The organism is Pseudoalteromonas ulvae UL12 (assembly GCF_014925405.1).
Classification (GTDB): domain Bacteria; phylum Pseudomonadota; class Gammaproteobacteria; order Enterobacterales; family Alteromonadaceae; genus Pseudoalteromonas; species Pseudoalteromonas ulvae.
The window spans coordinates 108,386-131,790 of record NZ_AQHJ01000030.1; the positions used below are offsets into that span (position 1 = coordinate 108,386).

General features: G+C 41.9%; 17 protein-coding genes. 15 read left to right on the forward strand and 2 right to left on the reverse strand.

Features of this window, described 5'->3' with window-relative positions:
• Positions 1 to 41 precede the first annotated feature (41 nt).
• From PULV_RS14100 to PULV_RS14155, 12 genes are all read left to right on the forward strand, one after another.
• Positions 42 to 1,010 (forward strand): extracellular solute-binding protein, encoded by a 969-nt coding sequence (locus tag PULV_RS14100; RefSeq protein WP_193332056.1) that lies wholly within the window; start codon positions 42 to 44, stop codon positions 1,008 to 1,010.
• Between the two features lie 87 nt (positions 1,011 to 1,097).
• Entirely contained in the window at positions 1,098 to 1,862 is a 765-nt protein-coding gene (locus PULV_RS14105; RefSeq protein WP_193332057.1) for an EAL domain-containing protein, read from the forward strand.
• A 207-nt stretch (positions 1,863 to 2,069) separates the two neighbouring features.
• Positions 2,070 to 2,996, forward strand: coding sequence for a polysaccharide deacetylase family protein (locus PULV_RS14110; protein ID WP_193332058.1), 927 nt, complete (start codon positions 2,070 to 2,072; stop codon positions 2,994 to 2,996).
• Between the two features lie 102 nt (positions 2,997 to 3,098).
• Positions 3,099 to 3,617, forward strand: coding sequence for a PH domain-containing protein (locus tag PULV_RS14115; RefSeq protein WP_086745753.1), 519 nt, complete (start codon positions 3,099 to 3,101; stop codon positions 3,615 to 3,617).
• Complete coding sequence (locus PULV_RS14120; RefSeq protein WP_193332059.1) at positions 3,610 to 5,151, forward strand: PH domain-containing protein; 1,542 nt, start codon at positions 3,610 to 3,612, stop codon at positions 5,149 to 5,151. The genes PULV_RS14115 and PULV_RS14120 overlap by 8 nt, the downstream gene beginning before the upstream one ends.
• Before the next feature lie 26 nt (positions 5,152 to 5,177).
• Positions 5,178 to 5,936 (forward strand): SDR family oxidoreductase, encoded by a 759-nt coding sequence (locus PULV_RS14125; RefSeq protein ID WP_193332060.1) that lies wholly within the window; start codon positions 5,178 to 5,180, stop codon positions 5,934 to 5,936.
• 211 nt (positions 5,937 to 6,147) lie between these two features.
• Complete coding sequence (locus tag PULV_RS14130) at positions 6,148 to 6,465, forward strand: DUF3718 domain-containing protein (protein ID WP_176365247.1); 318 nt, start codon at positions 6,148 to 6,150, stop codon at positions 6,463 to 6,465.
• Positions 6,466 to 6,596: 131 nt separating this feature from the next.
• Positions 6,597 to 7,142 (forward strand): carbohydrate binding domain-containing protein, encoded by a 546-nt coding sequence (locus PULV_RS14135; protein ID WP_193332061.1) that lies wholly within the window; start codon positions 6,597 to 6,599, stop codon positions 7,140 to 7,142.
• Between the two features lie 334 nt (positions 7,143 to 7,476).
• Positions 7,477 to 7,680 (forward strand): hypothetical protein, encoded by a 204-nt coding sequence (locus PULV_RS14140; protein ID WP_193332062.1) that lies wholly within the window; start codon positions 7,477 to 7,479, stop codon positions 7,678 to 7,680.
• A 364-nt stretch (positions 7,681 to 8,044) separates the two neighbouring features.
• A complete protein-coding gene (locus tag PULV_RS14145; RefSeq protein ID WP_140372892.1) occupies positions 8,045 to 11,710 on the forward strand; it encodes a sensor histidine kinase in 3,666 nt (1,221 codons plus the stop codon).
• A gap of 80 nt (positions 11,711 to 11,790) precedes the next feature.
• Positions 11,791 to 12,708 carry a glutaminase B gene (gene glsB, locus PULV_RS14150; protein WP_086745746.1) on the forward strand — a complete coding sequence of 306 codons (918 nt, stop codon included), beginning with the start codon at positions 11,791 to 11,793 and terminating at the stop codon, positions 12,706 to 12,708.
• Positions 12,709 to 12,828: 120 nt separating this feature from the next.
• Positions 12,829 to 13,680, forward strand: coding sequence for a D-hexose-6-phosphate mutarotase (locus tag PULV_RS14155; protein ID WP_086745745.1), 852 nt, complete (start codon positions 12,829 to 12,831; stop codon positions 13,678 to 13,680).
• Between the two features lie 52 nt (positions 13,681 to 13,732).
• Here PULV_RS14155 and PULV_RS14160 read toward each other — a convergent pair whose 3' ends face one another.
• Positions 13,733 to 15,763, reverse strand: coding sequence for a winged helix-turn-helix domain-containing protein (locus PULV_RS14160; protein ID WP_193332063.1), 2,031 nt, complete (start codon positions 15,761 to 15,763; stop codon positions 13,733 to 13,735).
• A 154-nt stretch (positions 15,764 to 15,917) separates the two neighbouring features.
• Between PULV_RS14160 and PULV_RS14165 the strand changes: the two genes are divergently transcribed.
• Together PULV_RS14165 and PULV_RS14170 are read left to right on the forward strand one after the other, a co-directional pair.
• Entirely contained in the window at positions 15,918 to 18,137 is a 2,220-nt protein-coding gene (locus PULV_RS14165; RefSeq protein ID WP_193332064.1) for a DUF5916 domain-containing protein, read from the forward strand.
• A gap of 142 nt (positions 18,138 to 18,279) precedes the next feature.
• Positions 18,280 to 21,102, forward strand: coding sequence for a TolB family protein (locus PULV_RS14170; RefSeq protein WP_193332065.1), 2,823 nt, complete (start codon positions 18,280 to 18,282; stop codon positions 21,100 to 21,102).
• 66 nt (positions 21,103 to 21,168) lie between these two features.
• On the opposite strand, the gene argA is transcribed toward PULV_RS14170, so the two are convergent.
• Positions 21,169 to 22,506 carry an amino-acid N-acetyltransferase gene (argA, locus tag PULV_RS14175; RefSeq protein ID WP_193332066.1) on the reverse strand — a complete coding sequence of 446 codons (1,338 nt, stop codon included), beginning with the start codon at positions 22,504 to 22,506 and terminating at the stop codon, positions 21,169 to 21,171.
• A gap of 159 nt (positions 22,507 to 22,665) precedes the next feature.
• Here argA and PULV_RS14180 point away from each other — a divergent pair, with 159 nt between their 5' ends.
• Positions 22,666 to 23,388, forward strand: a complete 723-nt coding sequence (locus tag PULV_RS14180; protein ID WP_193332067.1) for an SIMPL domain-containing protein — start codon at positions 22,666 to 22,668, stop codon at positions 23,386 to 23,388.
• Positions 23,389 to 23,405 lie beyond the last annotated feature (17 nt).

A 23,405-nucleotide genomic window follows, 5' to 3' on the forward strand; every position in this document is an offset into this window, starting at 1 on the left:
ATCAGTATGCTAGTTGCAATTGATAATAATTATTATTTGCAATGAAGAAAAGCCATTTATCTTTTATATTCCTCTTTTTGCTACCAACTGCTGAAGCATTGAGCAAACAGGAACAAGAATTAAACATTTATTCATTCCGACAGCAGGAAATTATTGCTCCGGTCGTGTCGGCATTCGAACAACAAACAGGTATTCGAGTGAATGTTGTTCATGGAAAGTCGCATTATTTATTGTCCCGTTTAGCCGAAGATGGCGTGCGTAGTCATGCTGATGTGTTGTTGACTTCTGATTTAGCACAGTTGAATCATGCTCATGATTTGTTGCAGCCTTTTGAATATTTTGAACAACTCACTGAGCTTAATCCTGATTTATACGATCAGCAGCGCTATTGGGTGAGTGTGTCGATTCGTGGTCGAGCGCTGTTTTCTAGCGCAGATACGCGTTTGCCTATTCCGCAGTCTTTTTCGCAATTAAGTAAGCCAATGTATCAAGGGCAACTTTGTATTAGAGATTGGCAACATAGTTATAACACCACGTTGATCCGCACATTAAAAGCAACACAAAATGCAGACGATATCGCTTGGCTGCAAAGCAAAGATTCTTTATTGGCAAAACGCCCATCAGGAGGCGATCGCGATCAATTAAAAGCCTTGGCACAAGGAAAATGCCAGTTTGCATTCGCCAATCATTATTATTTTGAAATGTTAAAAGCATCTGATAACAAAAAGGACCAAAAAGTTACATCGCAATTAACGCTTCATTGGTTAAAGACATCACAGGGCAGTACGCCGGTTTCGACCACCACGGTTGCCATTACGCGCCATTCACCGAATGTAGAAAGCGCAAATCGATTTGTGCAGTTCCTTTTAACTGAAACAACGCAACAGACATATGCGGAAAGTTTGTTTGAATTTCCGGTCATTCACTCTAAACAAGGACAATTTACTCAGCAGTATTCACCTTTCATCCCAGCCTTGGATTTAATAAAGCCTGCACTTCTCTTTAAGTAACCTCGATGTATCGTGGGATGACCTTTGTCTTGTGTAATAGCTGCTTTGAACTAGATTTAAAGCAGGTTTGCTAATAGGAATAACAAAATGCAAGGTGAGTTACCCATATTAAGTGATGGTGGGTGCAGTCAGTGTGTCAACGCTGAAGCACTGGGGTTTGATTTTACGATGGCATTTCAACCGATAGTTAATTGCCAAACACAGACCATTTTTGGTTATGAGGCATTAGTAAGGGGCTTGAATAATGAATCGGCGTTTTCGGTCATTGAGCAGGTTAATGATAGCAACCGTTATCGCTTTGATCAGCAATGCCGAATTAAGGCTATTGCGCTTGCTGCAGAGTTAAAGCTCGATTCGATGTTGAGTATTAACTTTTTACCTAATGCAGTTTATCAACCAGAGCGCTGCATTAAAACGACATTAATGGCGGCAAAAAAATACCAGTTTCCCACAGATAAAATCATGTTTGAATTTACCGAACTCGAAAAAATTGTCGACAGTGATCACGTCAAAAGGATAGTGCAATATTACCGTGATCTCGGCTTTCAAACTGCGATTGATGATTTTGGTGCCGGTTATTCAGGACTTGATTTACTGGCTAATTTTCAAACCAATATTATTAAACTGGATATGGAGTTGATTAGAAACATCGATAGTGATCGAATCCGCCAGTCAATTGTAAGAAACTGCTTAAATATCTTTCGCGATTTAAATATTATCCCCTTAGCTGAAGGCATTGAAACTGAAGCTGAAATGCGCTGGCTTAAAGAGGCTGGCGTGGCATTATTACAAGGATATTTTTTTGCTAAGCCGGGTTTTGAATGTTTGCCACCTGTCACCTGGATAGATTAAGTACTTGTTTTTTATCGGCACACCTTTTACTTTGTGACATCATGCTTGCGACAGTTTAAAAAGTTTAAGGTCTGGGTTATTGTCTGAATGTTGCTGATATAACTACAGAAATGTCGGTTTAAATGCGCTTTATACTGAGACTTCAGCCTCATTCTTTTTTCCTGTTTTGATAACCTTGTTTAACTCCTCAATATTTGGCTGACTACCATGAAATTACTGCTTTGTGCCTTATTCATTTTAATGTGCTTTTCGGTGCACTGCATACCTCATAAGCAGATTGCGTTGACGCTTGATGATTCGCCCCGTGCTGCGGGTGGTTATTTGGATGGGCCTACCCGAGCTAAAATGCTGCTATCAGCTTTAAAAGAACATCATGTTCATCAGGTGGTTTTTTTTAGTGTTAGCGAACATTTGCATGGCGAAGGATTGGCACGTTTAAAGGCATATGGTGACGCAGGCCACCTTATCGCCAATCATACCCACGACCATCCAGACTTTAATACAGTTACGTTAGCACAGTATATTGAAAGTTTTGAGCAAGCAGACCGTGCTTTAGCGTCGTTTAGCACTATGATAAAGTTATTTCGTTTCCCGTATTTACGTGAAGGTAATAGCTTAGAAAAGCGTGATGTAATGCGTAAAGTACTAGCTGATCATGGCTATCGTAATGGTTATGTCACGGTGAATACGTACGATTGGTACATTGAAAATCAATTTCAAAACGCAATCAAAGCAGGCCATATCGTTGATTTAACACGAATGAGCCGATTTTATGTTGATATGATGATGCAGAGTATCGAAGCCTATGATGCGCTTGCTGTTAACGTATTGGGTCATTCTCCAAAACATACTTTGTTACTGCATGAAATGGATATCACTGCGCTGTTTATCGGTGATTTAATCACTGCACTTAAACAAAAAGGGTGGCAGATTATCTCGCCGCTTGATGCTTACCAAAATGAGATCGCAACCTTTGTGAGCGATGAAATACTGCCATTTAATCCAGGGCGTATTGGCGAGATTGCGCGCACTCAAGGCGTGACAAAAGGGTTGTGGCCACAAGCATTACAAGAAAGTTATTTAGAGCAACAATTTCAACTTCGAGTATTACACGCCCAAAGTCCAAGCAACTAATCGACTTAATTGTAAGTGGTCTTTGTGACCAGTTGTATGGACGCGTGAGCGCTTAAGTGTAAAAATTCAATTAAGTAAACTAAAAATAAAAAAGGGGCTCAAATGTTTTCAAACTCTTCAGTCGCATTAGAGACTTTACCACACCTTGAAGATGTGCAATTTAGTCCATTAGATGATAACGCCACTCGTGAACACTTGCTCAGTACATTTGTTTTTCTATTGCCTTTTTCAATTGGAGTATGCCTATTGTTATGGCTTCTATCTGATGTTCCTAAGGATATCGCACTGCTTGTAACAGTTATTACCGTGATTGTGAATGTGAGTGTATTTTTCTTCATTGTTGCAGCGGTGAAAAAAACAGGAATCGCATTGCGTGAGCATGACTTTTTGCTCAGAAAAGGTGTGTTTTGGCAAAAAACTATTATCGTGCCCTTTAATCGTGTTCAACATATCGAAACCCACCGTAATCCTTTTGAGCGTAAACTCACACTGGCGAGTTTAAAGCTGTTTACCGCTGGAGGTATGGGAGCTGATTTAGAAATAAATGGCCTGAATGTGGAGCGAGCAAGCAAAATTAGGCAGTTTATTTTGAAAAAAGAGCAAGGTGCCAGCGATGAATGAGTGCTTAAACGTTAAGGCTCAAGCGCAAACTTGGCAAAAGCTTTCGCCTTTATCATTGCTGTATTTTGTGTTGCACTTTGTGGTGCGCTTTGTCAAAGACGGCTTGCTGAATTTAGCGCCAGTCGTGGTTATTTTTGTCACTCAAGTCGATAACAAGTTGTTTTGGGGTAGTGTTGCGCTCGGAGTGTTTGCGGTTGGGCTCGTTAGTTATTCTGTCCTGTATTATCTTAATTTTCGATTTAAAGTGACCGATCATGAAGTCATTTTACGTAAAGGGGTGGTCAAGAAAGAGCGGATCACCTTGAACTTTGCCAAAATTCAGAATGTGAATATTGCTGTCCCTTTTTATTTTGGGCCATTTAATTTAGTCAATTGTACCTTTGATGCGGCAGGCTCGGCTGGGCAAGAAGTGGGTTTACCAGGGATAGTGAGTGATGCTGGGCAAACCATGCGAGAGACAATTTTCAATTATAAACAGCAACATCAAGTCAGTGAGAGTGACTTAACACCAGAAGAAAGTGAACTAAGCAATCATCAGGCTGAGGCTCAGCCTACATTTAGCTTAAGCAATGTTGAGGTTGCTAAATTTGGTTTGATGTCTTCAATGATGCTGCTGGTGTTAGCGGGTTTTGCGCCTTTTATTGAGCATATTGTCTCGTTCAGTAAAGCAAGGTTTGTAGAGCCATTAATGGCGCTCTTAATGCCGATTATTGGCTCCGAACAGGGCGCCTCTGTTGTCGCGGTGGTGACTGTACTGGTATGCATGATTGTGTTGTTTATCAGTGCATCGGTATTAGGTGCAGTGCTTCGTTTTTATAATTACCAATTATTTGTTCAGGGCGCCAAAATCAAACGAGTTTCGGGCTTGTTAGAGCGCCATCAGATGTCGGTGAGTACCTCAAAAATTCAGGCGATAGAAATAAAGCAAAATTGGATTGGATTAATATTACGCCGCTTTGTAGTCACGTGTAAACAAGTCGAAAATAGCCAAAACCCAGCAGCAAAAAAAGGGCAGAGCCTGATTATTCCGGCGCTTAGAAAAGGGCAAATTAAACAAGTGTTATCGTTCTTTGGGCAAGAGTGTTTGCCAAGCGCTATCCCTTTTGCGGCCATTCATAGCAATTTTTGGCGCAAGAATTTTGTGTTATTTTGTGTTTTACCTCTACTGGGCGCGAATGCCTTGGTGTATTTATTGTTTAATCAGATGCTGTGGTGGCAAAGTGCAGTGGTGTTATTGCTAGGTTTTGCGCTTTGTATTATGCGATATAAGCGATATGGTTTTTATAGCGATGGTGAGAAGGTATGTGTCAGAACGGGGTTCATTGGCCACACCGTGACGATTTTTTCTATCTATAAAGTACAGCAAATACAAAAAACACAAACTCCCATGATGCGCAAAGCTGGGCTGAGTACTTTAACTATTCAGCTGGCCAGTGGTCGTTTACGCATCCCCTATTTACCTAATTGTTTAGTGACTAATTTTATTAATTTGGCGCTCTATCATACCGAATCCACTCAGCGTAGCTGGTTGTAATGCCGCGCAGTCATTAGGTCCTTATTATGTCTAACGAAAAACAAAATATAGCCCTCATTACCGGAGCAGGTCGTGGTATTGGGGCGGCAACCGCTCAGTTGTTTGCGTCACAAGGTTTTTTGGTTGTAATTAACTATAAAAGTTATCACCTTGCAGCAGAAGCAACAGCAACGCAGATCCATGCACAAGGAGGGAAATGTGTGCTGATGCAAGCGGATGTCGCGCAAGAGCAGCAAGTTGAGCGCTTATTTGCTCAAATCGATCAGCTCGATGGCCGTTTGTCTGTGTTGGTGAATAATGCTGGTATTTTAAAGCCGCAATCACGTTTAATTGATATGAATGCTGATCGCATCAATGAGCTGTTGAGCACCAATGTGACCAGTTATTTTTTATGTTGTCGCGAAGCGGTGAAACGCATGTCGACGCAGTTGGGCGGTCAAGGTGGCGCGATAGTGAATGTGTCATCCGGAGCGGCGCGCACAGGCTCTGCGAATGAGTATATTGATTATGCTGCTTCTAAAGGAGCGATTGATACTTTAACTAAGGGATTGTCATTGGAAGTCGCCAATGAAGGGATCCGCGTCAATTGTGTCAGACCCGGACTGATTTATACGCAAATGCATGCCGATGGTGGTGAAGAGCATCGAGTAGATAGGTTAAAAACGGCCATTCCTATGCAGCGTGGTGGACAACCTGAAGAAGTAGCACAAGCGATTTTTTGGTTGGCCAGTGACAAAGCGTCTTTTTCTACCGGTAGCTTTTTAGATTTAGCGGGTGGGTTATAGCCACCATAAATAGAGCTGGCATTGAATTGAATCGAAAATTACAGATTACAACGCTGCTTTATCACTCGATATGACCCTCAATCACCAAAATAAACCGTTACTCATTTAAGTTAAAACCAAACAAAAAAGCTGGCCTATTCTTACCTCAACAACGAAGCACAATGCTTCAACACTTTAAAACATAAGTATTTTTTAAACCGAGGGAATGAATATGAAAAAAGTAACTATCGCCGTATTAGCTATCGCAGCTGCCAGCTTTTCAATGGGGGCACATGCCGCAAATATCACGGGAACAAATGACAGCATTGAAACGCAACTATGTGTTGCTGCAGCATCAGGAAACAATGCTAAGTTTCATCGTGCTGTTCGTCAAAGCCAGCAAAGCATTCGTTTTATCGGCAAGAGTGTAGCTTGTAATGGTATCAATATTAAAGATTTTGCTGCGATGCATGGCGCTGATGTTATCTCTGCTAAGTTGGCGCGCTATCAAGATAAAACCGATTTTTTGACAGCGACAGCAAAGCGTTAATTGTAAAAATTTCTGAAGTATTCAAACCCGCGATTTAGCGGGTTTTTTTGTTATTGCCAGAGAAGAAAAGTAGATTCTAGTGCCCTATAAATCGTGTTAAGGTGTGGAAAACCAATAAAAAGGACTGAGTAATGGCATTAAAAACACTTTTCTTGGCAGGGCTTACATTATGCAGTGCAGCAAGTTATGGGCATGCCGCGTTGAATATTAATGATTGGAGCTATGCGACAGATCCTCATGGCAGCAAAGCACATTTTCATAGTCTACAAAATGAAGCCATAGCAATTGATTTTGAGCGTGTTCCGCGTGTTGATAAGCAAAATAACTCATGGGTTGAGCTCATTTATACGCTACCTAAAGGCGATCTCAGCACATCCAAATCAATCGAAATCCACTATCAAAGTGACCAACCGTTAATTGTTAAGTTGTCGCAGTCTGATTATGGTAAAGATGGGGACAAAAGCTATGCCCATTATCAAGCTTTATTGCCAAAAGCACTTGAATGGCAAAGCCACACGTTAACATTTGAGCAATTTAAACGCCCAACATGGACTCCTGATACTTCACAAGATAAAGGCCTCAATTTGGCGAATATTTCTGCTGTTTATTTAGTGCCTTCTTTAACTGATGAGCAAGGTGGAAAGGCGAAACTTGCAGTTAAATCAATTTCTTTATAGTGAGCTAAAAAGAGTGCTGGGTTTCTTTTAAAAAGTGACTCAGCTTTTAGAGGTGATTGTTACTTCCCTTCATGAGTTCCGGTTCCCAAGCGTTTTGGGTTTAGGTTGATTGCCCTTCAATGTTCGCCCCTTTTTTATATCACAGCAGCTGAGGCTAAGAGGTTATTGGCGTCGTAATCGTTGAAAATGACCACTTGAGATAGATTTTTTATCCAGAACTCAGGTTATATAGCCTTTAGTCATTAAATCCCGCCCTCTGGGTTACGCGCTTGTATTATGTGATTAAAGCAATGATGGCTTAGTTTCTAAGTCACAGTGATGAAGAGGAGGCGAAATGCAAAAACCTTTGAATTGTTATTATCTATTAGTATTGTTAATTGCTTTTTTAGCTCTGGATAGTTTTGTTCAGCATCAACTGGCTTTAGGATCTTTTTATGGGGTTTTAAGTATTGCGGTGGCGGGCTTATCATTTTTTAATGAAAGTTGTCTCAGTCAATATTGCCATAACAAAGTCATGCAATTATTCGAGAAAATATAAAGCGGCATCAAGTCGCTTTATATTTTTGAAGTACCTAAAAGCGATAACTTAGGGCAAGTGCTGGGCCATTAAAGCTATAAAAAATATTATAGTCAGCGATATGGATATCAAGTTTGGTTTTGGTTTGTTTTACATCAACCGCCACCCCCAACTTTTCAGCTAAGCCACCTTTGATTTGTTCAAATTATGGTATGCACTCGTAGAAAAAACTTATTTTTATGCTCTGAATTGATATGGCAGAGCTTCACCACGGTTGGTTTTTTGATTGGTTGACTGCGTGTATATTGCCACAATGTGTATTTTGGTTACGGTTTAAAATCTCGACTATAGTTAGTGAATTACTCCATTTGCTGCAAATAATACATTGAAATTACAATTCATTATCGCTTTATTTTTTAGCATTCAAGTGATGGCTGCGTTGCCTGAATTTTCTGAGGTTCATCAAACTATGGTGAATTTTGGTCAGGAGCAAGGTTTGTCTCAAGCCTCGGTGACGGCAGTGATCCAAGATCAAAAGGGATTTATTTGGCTAGGCACTCAAGCTGGGCTGAATCGATTTGATGGTTATGAATTCAAACAGTTTTTTGCTACGCCTCAAAAAGAAAATGCATTAGCGGGAAACTTTATAAATGATTTTTGTTTAATCAAAAATGTCGGACTTTGGATTGGAACGAGCACCGGCTTAAGTTTTTATGATTTCAATCGCGGTATTTTTAGCTCTTACCTTCAACAATTTAATGCCGATATCCCTTCTGACCAAGTAACGAGTTTGGCGTGCGACACAGAGCAAGTTTTTGTCGGCACACAAAGTGACGGCGTTTATCATTTACACCCCGATAAAAATCAAGTTATGCCTTTACCTTTGACGCGAAAAGGTAAAGTGAATGGTTTAGCATTCAAGGGGCAGCAATTGTATGTTGCCAGTTTCGATGGTGTGGAGGTGGTTGATTTAACCAAGCACACAGTCACTAAAGTTACTGAGGCTGCAACGACGGAAATTTTATTGCTTAAAGATGATCTTGTATTAGGTCGCCAAGATGGTGTGCTCGAAATGTACGAAAATACAGCGCCATTTAACAGAGTGTGGTTGAGAGATCATACAGAGCGCGAAAGTAATACAATTCACACTATGGTCTTTCACAACAATTGGATTTGGGTTGGATCGAATGAAGGTGTGCTGGCGATCGATACTCAGGGTCAGCGCAAAATGCAGTATCAGCATAACGCCTTGGTTCTTGATAGTTTGGCAGATAATATGGTGCTGTCGCTGGCATTTGATGAACGCGACAACTTCTGGATAGGCACAGAGTCGGGAGGGATAAACCTGCTGACTTCTCGAGTTAATAAATTAGGTTATATTAGCCAATTTCAATACCAGCATAGCCCGCTGACTATTCCTGATGTGAGAGGCTTTGCTGATGACTCCTTTAATCGCCTATGGGTCGCGACTACTCGTGGGATTTATGTATACGATGGAAATGGCTTTACCAAGGCTGAAGCGTTATTTCCACAATTAGCAGCGTTTAGCCATTCATTTGTCTCCTCACTGATTTTAGATAAACAAACCATGTGGTTTACCACTCGAGGTGATGGTGTTGTATCGTTTAACTTAAATACTCAAGAAGTCTCCTTGTATTCCTCTCGATTAGGAAACGCCCCAAGTCTCGATTTTAACCGTGTTGCGTTATTTGATGGGCGAGTTTTACTTAGTTCTCATAGCCATAGCGTATTGCAATTTGACCCACAATCACAAACCTTGATCCCTTTTTTTTCGTCTGAGCAGGCATCACCTGATCAAGTAACCGATATGCTAGTACGCGATAAGGTGCTGTGGCTTGGGACGTTAGGCGAAGGTATTTATCAATTTAAAGATCAGCAGCTAAAGCGGCTTACGTCAGAAGATGGACTTGTCTCAAACCTAATTTTAATGCTGACGATGGATGATCAACAGCGCATTTGGGCATCAAGTGAAGTCGGAGTAAACTTGATTAGTCAAGATTTTAAAGTGAGCCGAGTGTTTAATCGTAAGGATGGATTGAAGAACGATGCAGTTTGGTCGCTAGTTTATGACAATAATAAGAGTGTTTGGTTAGGAACAAGTGGTGGGTTAATTCGCATTAATACCGGTGATTTTAGTTATGAAAATTATGTACCCAGCGATGGTGCGCAAGGTTTGGAATTTAACTTTGGGGCAGCATGGTTATCTGAAAATGGTCGAGTATTTATTGGCGGTTCAAAAGGTTTTAACCAGTTTTATCCTCAAGATATTTCGCCGGATCTCTCGCCTGCAAATCTGGTGTTGACTGATATTTCAATTCTGGGTCAAAGCGTTTCACCATCTGATGAGCATGTAATTATCAATCATCCAGCTGACCAAGTGACATCAATTAAACTTGATTACTTTGAGGATATTATGTCATTTAAGTATGCATCTTTGACATTTTCTGCGACGCGGCAGTTAGCTTATTTTTATCGGGTGAATGGTCTATCCGATACATGGTTGCAGATGGAGCAAGGGAGTCGTCAAGTTAACCTATTGAAATTATCTCCGGGTAATTACCAAGTTGAAGCTTATGCGATTGATCAGTTTGGCAACCAATCAGATATTCATACACTCTCTATCCACTTACAGGCTCCTTGGTGGTGGAACAACATTAGTAAGTTTTTTTATTTTGTCTCAGTACTAATGGCTGTGAGTGTATTTTTCGTCAGTCGGCAAAAAGCATATCGCAAGGTGGTGGCAGACAACAGGGTGATGGCTGAGTTGAAGCAGCGTTTAGAGTTATCGCTGTGGGCCAGTGGGGATGAGCTATGGGATTGGGATGTGACCACAAATCAAATTCATCGTTATTGTGTGACATCACGAATTGATTACGGAGATCAAACCGATACCTTTGAAATATCGACTTTTAGTGAGTTTGCGCACCCAAATGATAGAGCTCAGCTAATTGAAGATGTACAACGTTGTATAGACAATCAAAGCGATGATTATGAGGTGGCGATAAGAGTTAAAGACTTTTTTGGTAATTGGATTTGGGTGATGGATAAAGGGCGTGTCATTGAACGCGATTCGCAGAATAAACCACTGCGAGTTGTTGGAGCCCTCAAAGATATCAATCAATTGAAAATTCATGAGAGCAATCTGCAAGAATTAAACGATAAACTTGAAGCCAAAGTAGCCGCTCGTACAGAGGAGATTTCGCGTAAAAACTTAAAACTTGAACAAGCAATGCTGCAGCTTAAGGATACTCAAGAAGAACTGATTCAAAGTGAGAAAATGGCCTCATTAGGTGGGTTAGTAGCTGGCGTGGCTCATGAAATCAATACCCCTTTGGGTATCGCCATTACGGCAATTTCTTACAATCAAGATTGCTTGGCGAGTTTAAAAACAAAATTAGAAAGCAAAGCCTTAAAGCAGTCCGATTTAGAGCAGTCGATTGACATGCAAGGGAATGGCTATGAACTGATAATGAAAAATCTTGAGCGGGCCAATCAATTGATCTCTAGTTTTAAGCAAGTTGCCGTTGATCAAAGCTCGGAAAGTGTGCGTGAAATTAATCTGACAGAATATCTGCATGATGTTGTGTATTCTCTTAAGCCGTTATGGAATAAGAAAGATATACACATTCAAATTAATGGCCCTGACAATTTATTGTTTACCACTTACCCTGGTGCTTTACATCAAATATGTACAAATTTGATTAATAACTCGATTATTCATGGGTTTGAAGGCCTAGATCAAGGCAGTATTCGCATAGAGGTGAGTGTACTAGATGAGATGATCTGTTTTGATTACTTTGATAATGGTCACGGTATGTCGGCTTCGATGGTTGACCAAGTGTTTACGCCTTTTGTCACTTCGAAGCGTAGCCAAGGTGGCAGCGGGTTAGGAATGCATATTGTATTTAACTTAATAACGCAGTTATTTAAAGGTGACATTCGTTGTTATTCTTCCCAAGGAACTGGCATTGAGGTAAAAATGCGTATGCCTTTGCATTTGCCGGACAACCATGCAGACTCTGAGAGTTAATTTTAAATACTATCTACTCCCACTTGGCCTGCAAACTTGCTACTCTAACCCCTCTTTTATTCTGTGGATCGGCCTAAATAATGCAAGATATTCAACACATTCTCGACTCCATTAATGTGCAAGCTCGCCAGTTCTTTGGTCAAGGCAAAGTGGCAAACTATATTCCTGCATTAGCTGAAGTGGCCGCCGATCAATTTTCGATAGCCGTGCACACCGTCGATGGACAAACTTACAGTTCGGGCGATGACCAAGCGCGCTTCTCAATTCAATCAGTCTCAAAGGTTTTAACGTTAACTTTGGCATTGCGTCATCACGGTGATGATTTGTGGCAACGTGTAGGTAAAGAGCCTTCAGGCACGGCGTTTAACTCATTGGCGCAATTGGAGTTTGAAAAAGGCATTCCGCGAAACCCCTTTATCAATGCAGGTGCTTTGGTGGTGTGTGATGCGCTAGTGGGTCGAGTGTCTGCCCCTGTGTATCAAATGCTTGAAACGGCTCGTTTATTAGCGGGAAACGAAAAAATACTGATTAATAAAAAAGTCGCTGATTCTGAATATTTACATCGTCACCGCAATGCCGCTATGGCGCACTTAATGAAGTCTTTTAATAATTTTAACTGTGATGTTGATCAAGTATTAAAAGCGTATTTTAGTTATTGCGCCATTGAAATGACCGGTATGGAATTGGCAAAAACATTTAGCTATTTGGCCCATCAAGGGGTATGTGTGCAAAGTGGCCGCCGGATGCTCAGTGCCAAGCAAACTCAGCAAATGAACTCGTTGCTTTTTACCAGTGGTTTATATGATGCCGCAGGTGATTTTGCTTTTCGGGTCGGGATCCCGGGTAAGTCTGGAGTGGGAGGGGGGATTATTGGCATCGTGCCGGGTCAATTTACGGTATGTGTGTGGTCTCCGGCACTTAATGAATATGGGAATTCAGTCGCTGGGCTACAAGCGCTCGAAATGCTGGCAGAAAAAATGAATATTTCGATGCTGTAACGTCCAATGAACATGAATAAAAATCACTGTGTGATCTAAAGCTTGTCGTAAAGGGTGCTAAACGGCACAATCAAAATTAAGTATTGGTATTAAGTCGACTCATTATTTATAGGATGCCTTATGCAATTATCTCCCTCTGTTACAATCCAACAAACCGACACTGGTCTTGAATATTTAGCGATAGAAAGTGCGCTCTGTAGCGCGACAATTTTTTTACAAGGTGCGCAGTTAGCATCGTTTACCCCAAAAGATCAGGCTCCATTAATCTGGATGTCTGAAGATGAAGATTATCAGCAAGGCAAAGGGCTCCGTGGCGGGATCCCAATTTGTTGGCCTTGGTTTGGTGTTAGCCAGCATGAAGGTTGGCCAATTCATGGTGTGGCTCGTACGAGCTTGTGGCGAGCTGAAGAAGTGAACGAGCATGATGATCATATCGAAGTTAGCTTGTCTTTACCTATGCGCTCAGTTGATAAAACCTATTGGCCACATAGCACTGAGTTGAAAGTGGTGTTTCATTTATCAACCACACTTAAGGTCACGCTAACGAACACTAACGTCGGTGACTCGACCATTGAATTAACCCAAGCATTGCACACTTATTTCCCAACATCAGACATTACAGCAACGCAAGTTGATGGCTTACAAGGCTCACAATTTATTGAATTCGCCGAAGGGCCTTTTGAGCAAAATGAGGTTGTCAGTTTCGCCCGTGAAACAGACATGGTTTATACCCAAGCCGCGCCAATGCAGCATATTCGCACGCCTGAAGGCACGATTGCAGTGGGCCGAGAACACTCTACGTCGTGTGTGTTATGGAACCCTTGGATTGATAAAGCAAAGCGCCTCTCTAACTTCCAAGATGAAGAATATAAAACCATGCTGTGTTTAGAAGCTGGCAATGTGATGGAAGATAAAGTCGTACTCGAACCCGGACAAAGTCACAGTCTGAGCACGATTATTTACTGGCTTTGATCCTCTGTTAGATAGAAAAAAACCTTCATACTGATGAAGGTTTTTTTATGTCTTAAGGGGCGGTGACAACCGCTAAGCGTTTGATATCGCCTTCGAGTGCTTCCATTTTTGCAATGGTGAGCTCTTCGTATGGGCTGATATCAAAATGCCAAATCAGATTACCTTGTTTCACCATTTCGACTTGGCTTTGCTCGATGAGTGGTAAACGCCAAATGTAATCTTGTTTTGACCACGATGATTGCCAATACAAAGTGTTGTTTTTAAGCCGTATATTATGCAACAAGTTACTTTGTTGGTTGGATAATTCAGCCAGTTTAATACCTGAATTTTCTAATGCATCATGGCTATACAAGATGCGATTTTTCAATACTAACCAACGCTTTGCAGCAACATCAAAATACACCAATTGTGCATCTAGGGTTTGTGAGTGAGTCAGGTGACCTTGTAAGTTATAAAAGTGCAGCTGGTGGCCATCAAATGCAAAGACAGTGTCGTTATTAAACCAACCAATATTGCGAATTTTTTCGTTTAGTTCGGTGGTAAATTGCAGCACTTGCCCTTGTCTATCGTAGAGGGCTAAATCTAAGTCGCGGTTAGATAACAGCATGGATAAATCAGGTCGCCATTCAAGAAATTGCACATATTCATAACCTTTATGATGCGACAGTCGTACTACTTGATCATCGGCATGTAAATAGACTTCGCACACTCCACTGCGCCGTGACATAAAAGCGGTTTCCCCAAGACGATTGCTCACTGGCAGATAGTCGATACTCGATGTCGAGAAAATAGGCAGCTGATCTTTGTCTCGAATATTCACCTGCCAGCTTTCAATGGCCGTATAAATATCGCCATCTTGGTCAATCGAGACATTGGTAAAGAGACCTTGCGCTGTTTGAAATACTTCATATTGACGACCATCGACATGAGTGGCGACTAATGCATGGCGCTGGCTACTGTCATTGCTAATAATCGCTTGAGTGTGCGGATTATAGGCCGCAAGCCAGACAGGAAAGCCCCAATTCATTACGCGCTCACCGTTTAGCTTGATTAAGCTGCTGGTATGGTTGGCGTGATTGAGTAAGTAAAATACATCACTATTCCAGGCTTTTACCGCTCCTTTGTAAAGTGACTGGCGCGGAATTGCGAGTGGCAGCTTGACGAAATCTTGTTGGCTTATTCGATAAAGATAAGGGATGAGTTGGCCTTTTTGCCACACACTTAATACTAACTCATCGGTATTTTTCCACACAGGGCGAATCGCAGATTCACACGCGATAGAAGGCGCTTGATGATTTTGCGCGCCTTGAGGAGTCATTATAAACAACTCGCACTGATCTTCTTTATAGCGCCAATACGCTAACAGACTGCCCGAACGTTGCCAGGTTGGAAATGCAACTCGATAAGGTGAATCAAGCTGATGTAATACCTCGCCTTGTTTGTTTGCTATTTGCAGGCTGTATATGTCTTTTACATACGCGATGAGATCTTCAGTGATGTGCACATCGACATCAGATTCGAGGCCTAAATCATAACTTACATCTTGTAGCTCATAGTGGGGAACTGGTGGCTCGCCATCATAGCGACTGAAAAAAGCATAGGCACTAAAGCAGACGATAAGCGCTGGCACTAACCATAACCAGAGATAATTTGGCGCTGTTGAAGGCAATAGAGCACGGTCTTCTGTGTGTGCTTGGGGTTTGGTTTCTTCGACTACCAAACTGACAGTTGCAATAAAGCAATATCCTTTTTTAGGCAGCGTTTTAATGTATTTCGGCGAGCGACTTGAGTCGTTTAATAAGCGGCGAATTTTAGTCAGAAGTTGATACAGACTATTTTGTTCTACGATTGTATTTGGCCAGAGGGTTTCTTGTAAATACGTTTTACTTAACACCTCGCCTGGGTGAGTAACAAACAGGTGCAAGAGTTGCGACACTTGCGGTTCTAATTTAGTGATGGTGAGGCTTTGGTTTTGCTTAAGCTCATCTTGGCCCAAATCGAAGGTAAAGTCACCAAATTGAAACTGTGGCAGCCCCGCTTTGGCGAGTGACTGAGTGTGTTCTAAATTATTGTTTGTCGTCATATCACACCTGTTCTCCATTGTTCGCCAAAAATACCGTGATTCATCTTAAAGTCAATGTTTATAAGTCTTTACTCAGTATTATTCAGGAAACCATCAGCTTTTTTTGCGTTGTTATTTGCTCTGATACAGGAAAGTTTTTAAGGGGTGAAAAATTATGCGAACAGGCTTAGTTGTGCTTGCTTTAGTCAGCGGGCAGTCGGCGTTGGCTAATGAGATAATTATCGACGGTAAACTCGATGAACCACAGTGGCAAACGGCGACAATTTATCAAGATTTCTATCAGGTTGTGCCTGCAACGCTTACGCAAACTCAGAGTAAAGTTGAGGGGCGTGCGCTTGCAACAGAAGAAGGGCTGTATATCGGATTTAAAAATTGGCAAAAACACGGTAAGCGTAAGAAACAATACAACTTACAAGATGCTTTCATGCAGGCTGATTTTAATCGTTTTGTGATCGATTTTTCTGGTGATGGGAGTGGTGCATATATTTTTGCTGTGACATTGGGAGGAGGGATACAAGATGCAGTGCTGACCCCTCAATTGAGCAGTGATTATGATTGGGATGGTATTTGGCAATCGGCCTTTTTCGAACATGCAGATTACTGGAGCTCAGAAGTGTTTATTCCTTGGCACTCAGTCTCATTTAAGCCCAACTTAAATGAACGTGGTTTGGCCGAAGTGGGCGTGTCGTTACAGCTTTATGAACTGGCTTCCAATCATATTTATGGTTCACAACCGCAAACAACCGGCAACAGCGATTTTTACTTAAATATGCCGAAAATTGCTGCGAACATTCCTAAAAAACAACAATGGGGAATCGTGCCGTACATCACACATCAGCATGATTTTGTGGGAGATAATAATCAAACAGACCTAGGCTTTGATTTAGTTTACAAGCCCGATCATCATCAAAAACTCAGCGTGGCGGTCAATCCGGACTTTGGTCAAGTTGATAGCGATGAACTGGATTTAAATTATTCCACGGTTGAAACCCTAGTCACCGATAAACGTCCTTTCTTTACTCAGGATATTGGGGTGATGAATGTCAATGCAGAGCAAAACACTAAACTCATCCATACTCGGCGCATAGGAGCTGGGAGTGATGATGGTCAAAAGGTGATCACACCGATTGATGCGGCCATGCGCTTTGTCCATCAAGGCGAAAGTTGGCAGTTTGCTGGGTTTGCAGCCCTTGAAGATAGCCTTGACTCCGATGCTGGCAAAGACTTTTATGTTGGGCGCGCCCGTTATCGTGAAAATAATTGGCAAAGCGGTTTATTACTCACTCAGACAGATCGCCCTTGGTTAGACCGCCAAGCCAAAACCGCAGCGTGGGATAGCCAATATCAAAGTGAGACGTGGTCATGGCAAACAGCTCTTTTAGGATCGGATGTATCTGAGCGCAATCAGCAAACGCAGGGTTATGGTTTTAGTGCCAATATCAACTATCAATTTGATGCGAATACGAGTTTAAAAGGGCGATTTTTACGTTTGGACGACCAGTTTGATAATAACGATTTAGGGTATCGTCAGCGCAATAATTGGCGCTTTAATGAGTTGTATTACAGCCAATCGGTCAACTATGACAGTGGTTTTATAAACCGTATTCAACATAACTTTCAGCTTAACTATGAAAGTAATGACAAGGGCTTGAAGTTGCCTGCCACACAATCGTATTGGGCATCGTTTATTTTAGATAACGGCTCATCTTTTGATACCGCTTTTGATTATCAAACCTCCGGTTGGGATGACTTAATCGGGGCAGGGCAAGGCCGCTATGAAAACCGAGATTTATTGAGGAGTTGGTTTTTTTATGGCAGTCCGTACACGGGCTCGTTTAGCTGGGCTGCAAGCTTTCGCTTAGATCAAGAAGGGATTGATGGCTTGGCGCAACAATATGCGGTTGATATGACGTGGATGCCTCATGAAAATTGGAGTGTGAAGTTTAATAATTTTTACCGTCAAGGCGATGGAATGGTCATTGCCTCAGGGCCAAGTCAAGTGACCGAGTATGATCGTCGTTTATTCCATAATTACATCAATGTATCAGGCTTATTGAGCGATAAATTAGAGCTGAGCATGATCGTACAATGGGCGATTTTAGATGCGGATACCAAAACGGTTTACGATATTAGCCAAAACCACCTTAATCCGCTCAGCGGGATTGACAATAGTTTTACTGATCAGCGTTTTACTAGCCAAATAAAATTGCGTTATCGCTTAGGTGCTTATTCAGATATTTATCTGGTGTATAACCGAGGCGCGATGCAGTTTGACCAAGAGGTCGGTTCAAAAGAATGGCTCAGTGAACTCAACTCCATGTGGCAACAACGAGATCAAGATCAGCTGACCCTTAAAGTCCGTTACTTATTTTAATTTATAACACAGCCCCAACCCGCGGTGAGGATGAAGCAGTTCTCACCGCTTATCAATCTATATTACCGCTTATCATTTTGTTTTTACCTCGATTTTTTAGTTGGTTAGCATAAGCTCAATTGCTTTTTATCACGAGATAATAATGAAAAAAAACCTTATCGCCCTAAGCTTAGCGCTGAGCTTTACTGCTCAGGCACAGACTCAATGGCAAACAATAGAAACAGATAATTTTAAAGTCCACTTTAATCAAGAGTATCAAGCTTGGGCGCGCTCAGCGGCAAATGAACTCGAAAGCGTGAGAAGCAAAGTGCTTGAGCAGCAAAATAGGGCATTAGATAAAAAAGTGGATGTACTTGTATTTGATCCGCTCAATCGCGCCAATGGTTTTGCTATTCCGGCCAGTAATCACCCTCTCATGGCCCTGTATGCATCACCGCCTCAATCCGATACAGTCATTTCTAATAGTTCTGGTTGGCAGCAACTGCTTGCTTTACACGAGTATATCCACTTAGTCCATTTAGCGCAGCCGAGTCGCAGCGAATGGAAGCAAGCCTTAAGAGATGTATCGGGTTTGTATGATGTTGCACAAGGCATGCAAGTACCACGTTGGGCGGCTGAAGGGTACGCAACGTTACTTGAGTCGCAAATGACCGGCCGCGGCCGTTTACACGATAACTATGTTGAAGCACTGCTCACCCAATTTGCCAAAGAAGGCATGTTACCTTCGTACGGCCAGTTAAATGCCGTAGATGGCGGATACATGGCAGGTTCAATGGCGTACTTGATGGGAGTGCGCTATTTGCAGTGGTTAGAAGATAACTTTGATAAAGCGACACTTGATGCAGTGTGGACACGTACTCGGGCAGTAGAAAGCCGAGATTTTAATCAAGCATTTACTGGGGTGTTTGGCCAGTCACCAGACAAATTGTATCGTCGTTTTGTTGCCGAATATACTCATAAAGCGCTCTCTAAAGAACACCTGCAGCCTGAATTAAACAGCAATTTATGGTTCGATTTAGATCATATTCAGCAAAGTCCGGCTTTATCTCCTGAGCAGGATAAGCTAGCCATGGTCAGCGTTGATACGGACGGCCATACCCAACTAACTATTTATGCAACCGCCGATAACGAAAAAGCAGCTGAAGAATTTAACAAAAAACAACAAGCAATTTTAGCCGATGACCCAGGCGATATTATCGATGTTGCGCCGATCACGTTTGCGCGTGAACAAAAGCAAACCTTGCAGCAAATTAACCAACAAGGCATCGTCACCCCACAATGGCTTGATAACGAGACATTAGTGTTTGGCGCATTTAGCGTAGCCAATAATGAGCTGGCATCGCGCCATCAGGATTTGTTTCGTTTTGACTTGCAGTCAGGGCAAATCAAGCAGCTCACTGAATTTGCCAATGTGCGTCGTTTTTCAATTTCAGAAGATAAAACCACCGCGTATGCAGAGCGGGCACAGTTTGGTTATTCAGAGTTGGTGAAGGTTGACTTAGCTTCAGGGCAAGTGAGTGAAATAACCTCCAAAGATTTAGCCACAGTTTATGACTTTCCTGTCGTACATCAAAATAAATTAGCTTATTTAAAAACAAGCTTAAACGAAAACTGGGCTTTGTGGGTTAAAAATCTAGATAATCAAAGTATTAGCCAAGTGCCGATGCCAAAAGATTACCAGTTTTTATCCTACCCAGCTTGGTCACTGGATGGGCAAAGTATTTATTACGTTGCAGGTGTTGCGGGCGAAACAAATATCTACCGCTATGATTTTGCGAGCGATCGCTTAGTGCAATTGACTCAAGGTCAGCAAGTCACCGCATATCCAATGCCAATGCAAGAGGGAGGCATTTTATATCAGGCGATTAATTCCCAAGGCCCAGACTTGTATAAGTTGCCTGAGGATGCGCCATTTGTTGAGGTAACTGAGCGAGCTGAAGCACTTATAGCCGATACCAGCCAAGCGCAAGCGCACATTCTGCCTGCTGCCAAGGTTTATCAACAAGAAATAGGTGAGACCAAGCCTTACGACCCAACAGAGCAAAACATCACACTGAGTATTGGTGAGCACTACGCAAGTGCTGCAACGACTTTAATTCAGATCGGCCTCAAAGGAGGGGATTTTCTCAACCAATTAACATGGCAAGTTGGGGGCGCTTTTGATACAAAAAGTGCTTTATCTGGCGGGTTTGCAGAAATTAAATACACCGCATTGCCTGTAGATTTAAGTGCGCATCTATTTAGTTATGATCTGGATTCGAGCAAGCAATATCAAAATCAAGATGCATTCAATGCACACGTTAAGGCGACGGGTTTATTCACACAAATGAGTTACCCATATCGCAATGACCAATTCACACTCAATAGTCACCTTGCATACAATTACAGTGATTATCAGCAAGGGCATGCCATGTGGTTACGAGCTGGGATTGATCAGCGTTGGCAGCGTGATTGGCAAGCTTTTGCGATTGGTCAATCGGTGAGTGCCAAGGTGTACGAAGGTGACATTGATGGAGAAAGTTGGCACGGTTATGACCTCCAAGCGCAGCTATTTGGTAAAGCGTGGCATTTCCCTATGTACAGTGAATACCAAAAGCGTTCGCGCACGGATAGCCAATTGAGTTTAGGTGGTTTTGAGTCGAGCTTAATTAAAGCCGATGTGCATGCTGAATATGTGATTGCGCCTGAATTGCCATTTTTCTCTGTTGCAGGTGATGAGTTTGAATCCCTCTCTGCAGGGGTAAGCTATGAGGTGGGTGAACCGTGGTTTTACTATCAACAATATAAAGTGAATGGCCAAGAGTTTGCTGATAGTTACGGGGTGAAATGGCAAGAGCGCGTGAGCTTTAATTTAGGCCCTGCCGCAATTAATGATTTGAAGATTAATTTTGGTGTGGTCAAAGTAGCCGGTGACACTATTGAAGATGAAATAAGAGGTTGGTTAGGGTTGTGGTATAGCCTATAACTTAGCTGAAAAAACAAAATAGCCGCGAACAGCGGCTATTTTGTGTTAAATAAGATCAATAACGATTTATCTTAATTGCAGCGCCAAAATTTTAGACTTGCGCTGATAGTTGTATAGTGACTTTTTCTTTTCGGGTAAATCATCCACACACGCAAAATCAAAACCGTGCTCTAAAAACCAATGAATACTGCGAGTTGTTAACGCATATAATGTTTGGTAGCCCAAGGATTTTGCTTGCGCGATGATGTTACACAGTAGCACAGAGCCTCTATCGGCATCTCGGTATTGCGGATGAACAACCAAACAAGCAAATTCACCAGCTTGCTCTTCATCAAAGGTGTTTAATGCCGCACAGCCAATGATTAATCCTTCTTTTTCGATAATGGTAAATTGCTCAATTTCTATTTCGAGCTGCTCACGAGAGCGACGCACTAAATAACCTTGTTCTTCCAGAGGGCGAATTAAATCTAAAATTCCGCCAATGTCACTGATTGTGGCGCGGCGTAGCACTTCGGCACTTTGCGTCACGATTTGTGTACCAATCCCTTCACGAGAAAAAAGCTCTTGCAGCAATGCGCCATCTTGATGATAACTGACTAAATGACAACGAGGAATACCATGGCGACAGGCCTCAATACTGGCAGATAAAAATGTTTTTGTGCTGGTGCAGGCGTCTTGTTTGTCTTGGTACTGAGCTAATTTTGCTTCGGCATCATCGGGCATTAATTCAGGAATAACGTCACCATCGCTATCTAAAATGCCGTTCTCAGCACAAAAGCCAATCATCTTATCGGCTTTTAATTTAATCGCCACTTGTGTGGCGACTTCCTCAGCTGTGAGGTTAAAGCTTTCACCAGTGACCGATGCGGCAATCGGACCAAGTAGCACGATCCCACTGTTATTTAATTGGCGACGAATACCTTCAACATCAATTCGGCGCACGCGGCCTGAGTGGCAATAATCAACACCATCGGCGACACCTAAAGGTTGCGCTATAACAAAATTACCGCTGACCACATTGAGCTGCGCACCAGACATAGGTGTATTGCTTAAACTTGTTGAGAGGCGTGCGGTTAAGTCGAGCTGTAAGGCCCCAGCTACTTGTTTTATTAACGTGAAAGATTCATCGTCGGTAATGCGGATCCCTTGGTGGAACTCACTTTGAATATTGGCTTGCTGTAAGGTTTTATCAATTTGCGGACGCGCACCATAAACGAGTACGGTTTTAATGCCTAAACTGTTGAGTAGCGCGATATCATTAATTATTCGACGGTATCCTGCATGGTTTACGGCTTCGCCGCCAAGCATTAAGACAAATGTTTTTCCACGATGCGCATTCACATAAGGGGCTGATTGACGAAATCCCTCAACTAACTCTGTGGTGCGACCTGCATTGATAACCATGTACACAAAACCTAAATAACAAATGAAATAAAATGCAATAATAGTGAATTTATATTCATAGTAAAGAGAATTTATTAATTATTGTTCAGCTTGCGCTAATTTGATGTCATCTATGCTACAAATCCTTATACTCATATAAATTTTTTAGGAACGTCAGACATGAAAAAAATTACTGCTATTTGCCTAATGCTACTTAGCTTCAATAGTTTAGCTAACACAGCACTGCCAAATAATCGCCATGTATCAGTGAGTGGCTCAGCCCAAGTGAAAGCTAAGCCTGATTTGGCGATGATTAATTTAGAAGTGAAAAGTCAGCAAAAAACCAGCTTAGCTGCCAAACAAGAAATCGATAAAAAAGTGAATCAGTTTTTAGCTGGACTCGAGCGTTTTAAATTAACCAGTGAAGATGTTTCCGCATCGCAATTGAGTACTGCACCTGTTATTCAATATTTAGATAATGGCGAGCAACGAGTGGCGGGATATCGTGCGGATCGAAATTTGAAGATAACACTCAACAATATCGACCAAGTCAGTGAGCTAATTAATTTTGCGTTAAGTATTGAGATTGATCAGGTCAATCATATCGAGTTTAAATCGTCCAAAGCGAAGTTATATCAGCAACAAGCCAGTGCACTGGCTGTGCAAGATGCCACCGAAAAAGGACAAGCACTCGCGAAGGCATTTAGTGCTTCACTGGGCAAAATTTACAGCATTAATAGTGAAATCCAAGCTCCACAGTTTCAATATGGCCAAAACCGAGCCATGCTTGAAGACGGTTTATATAGAACGGCATCAAAACAAGTCGAAGGGCGTTATTTACCGGAAACACTCACTTTTAGCGCGACTGTTTACGCGGTGTTTGACTTAAATGTGCCGTTGTAACAGGTAATAGGAAAAAT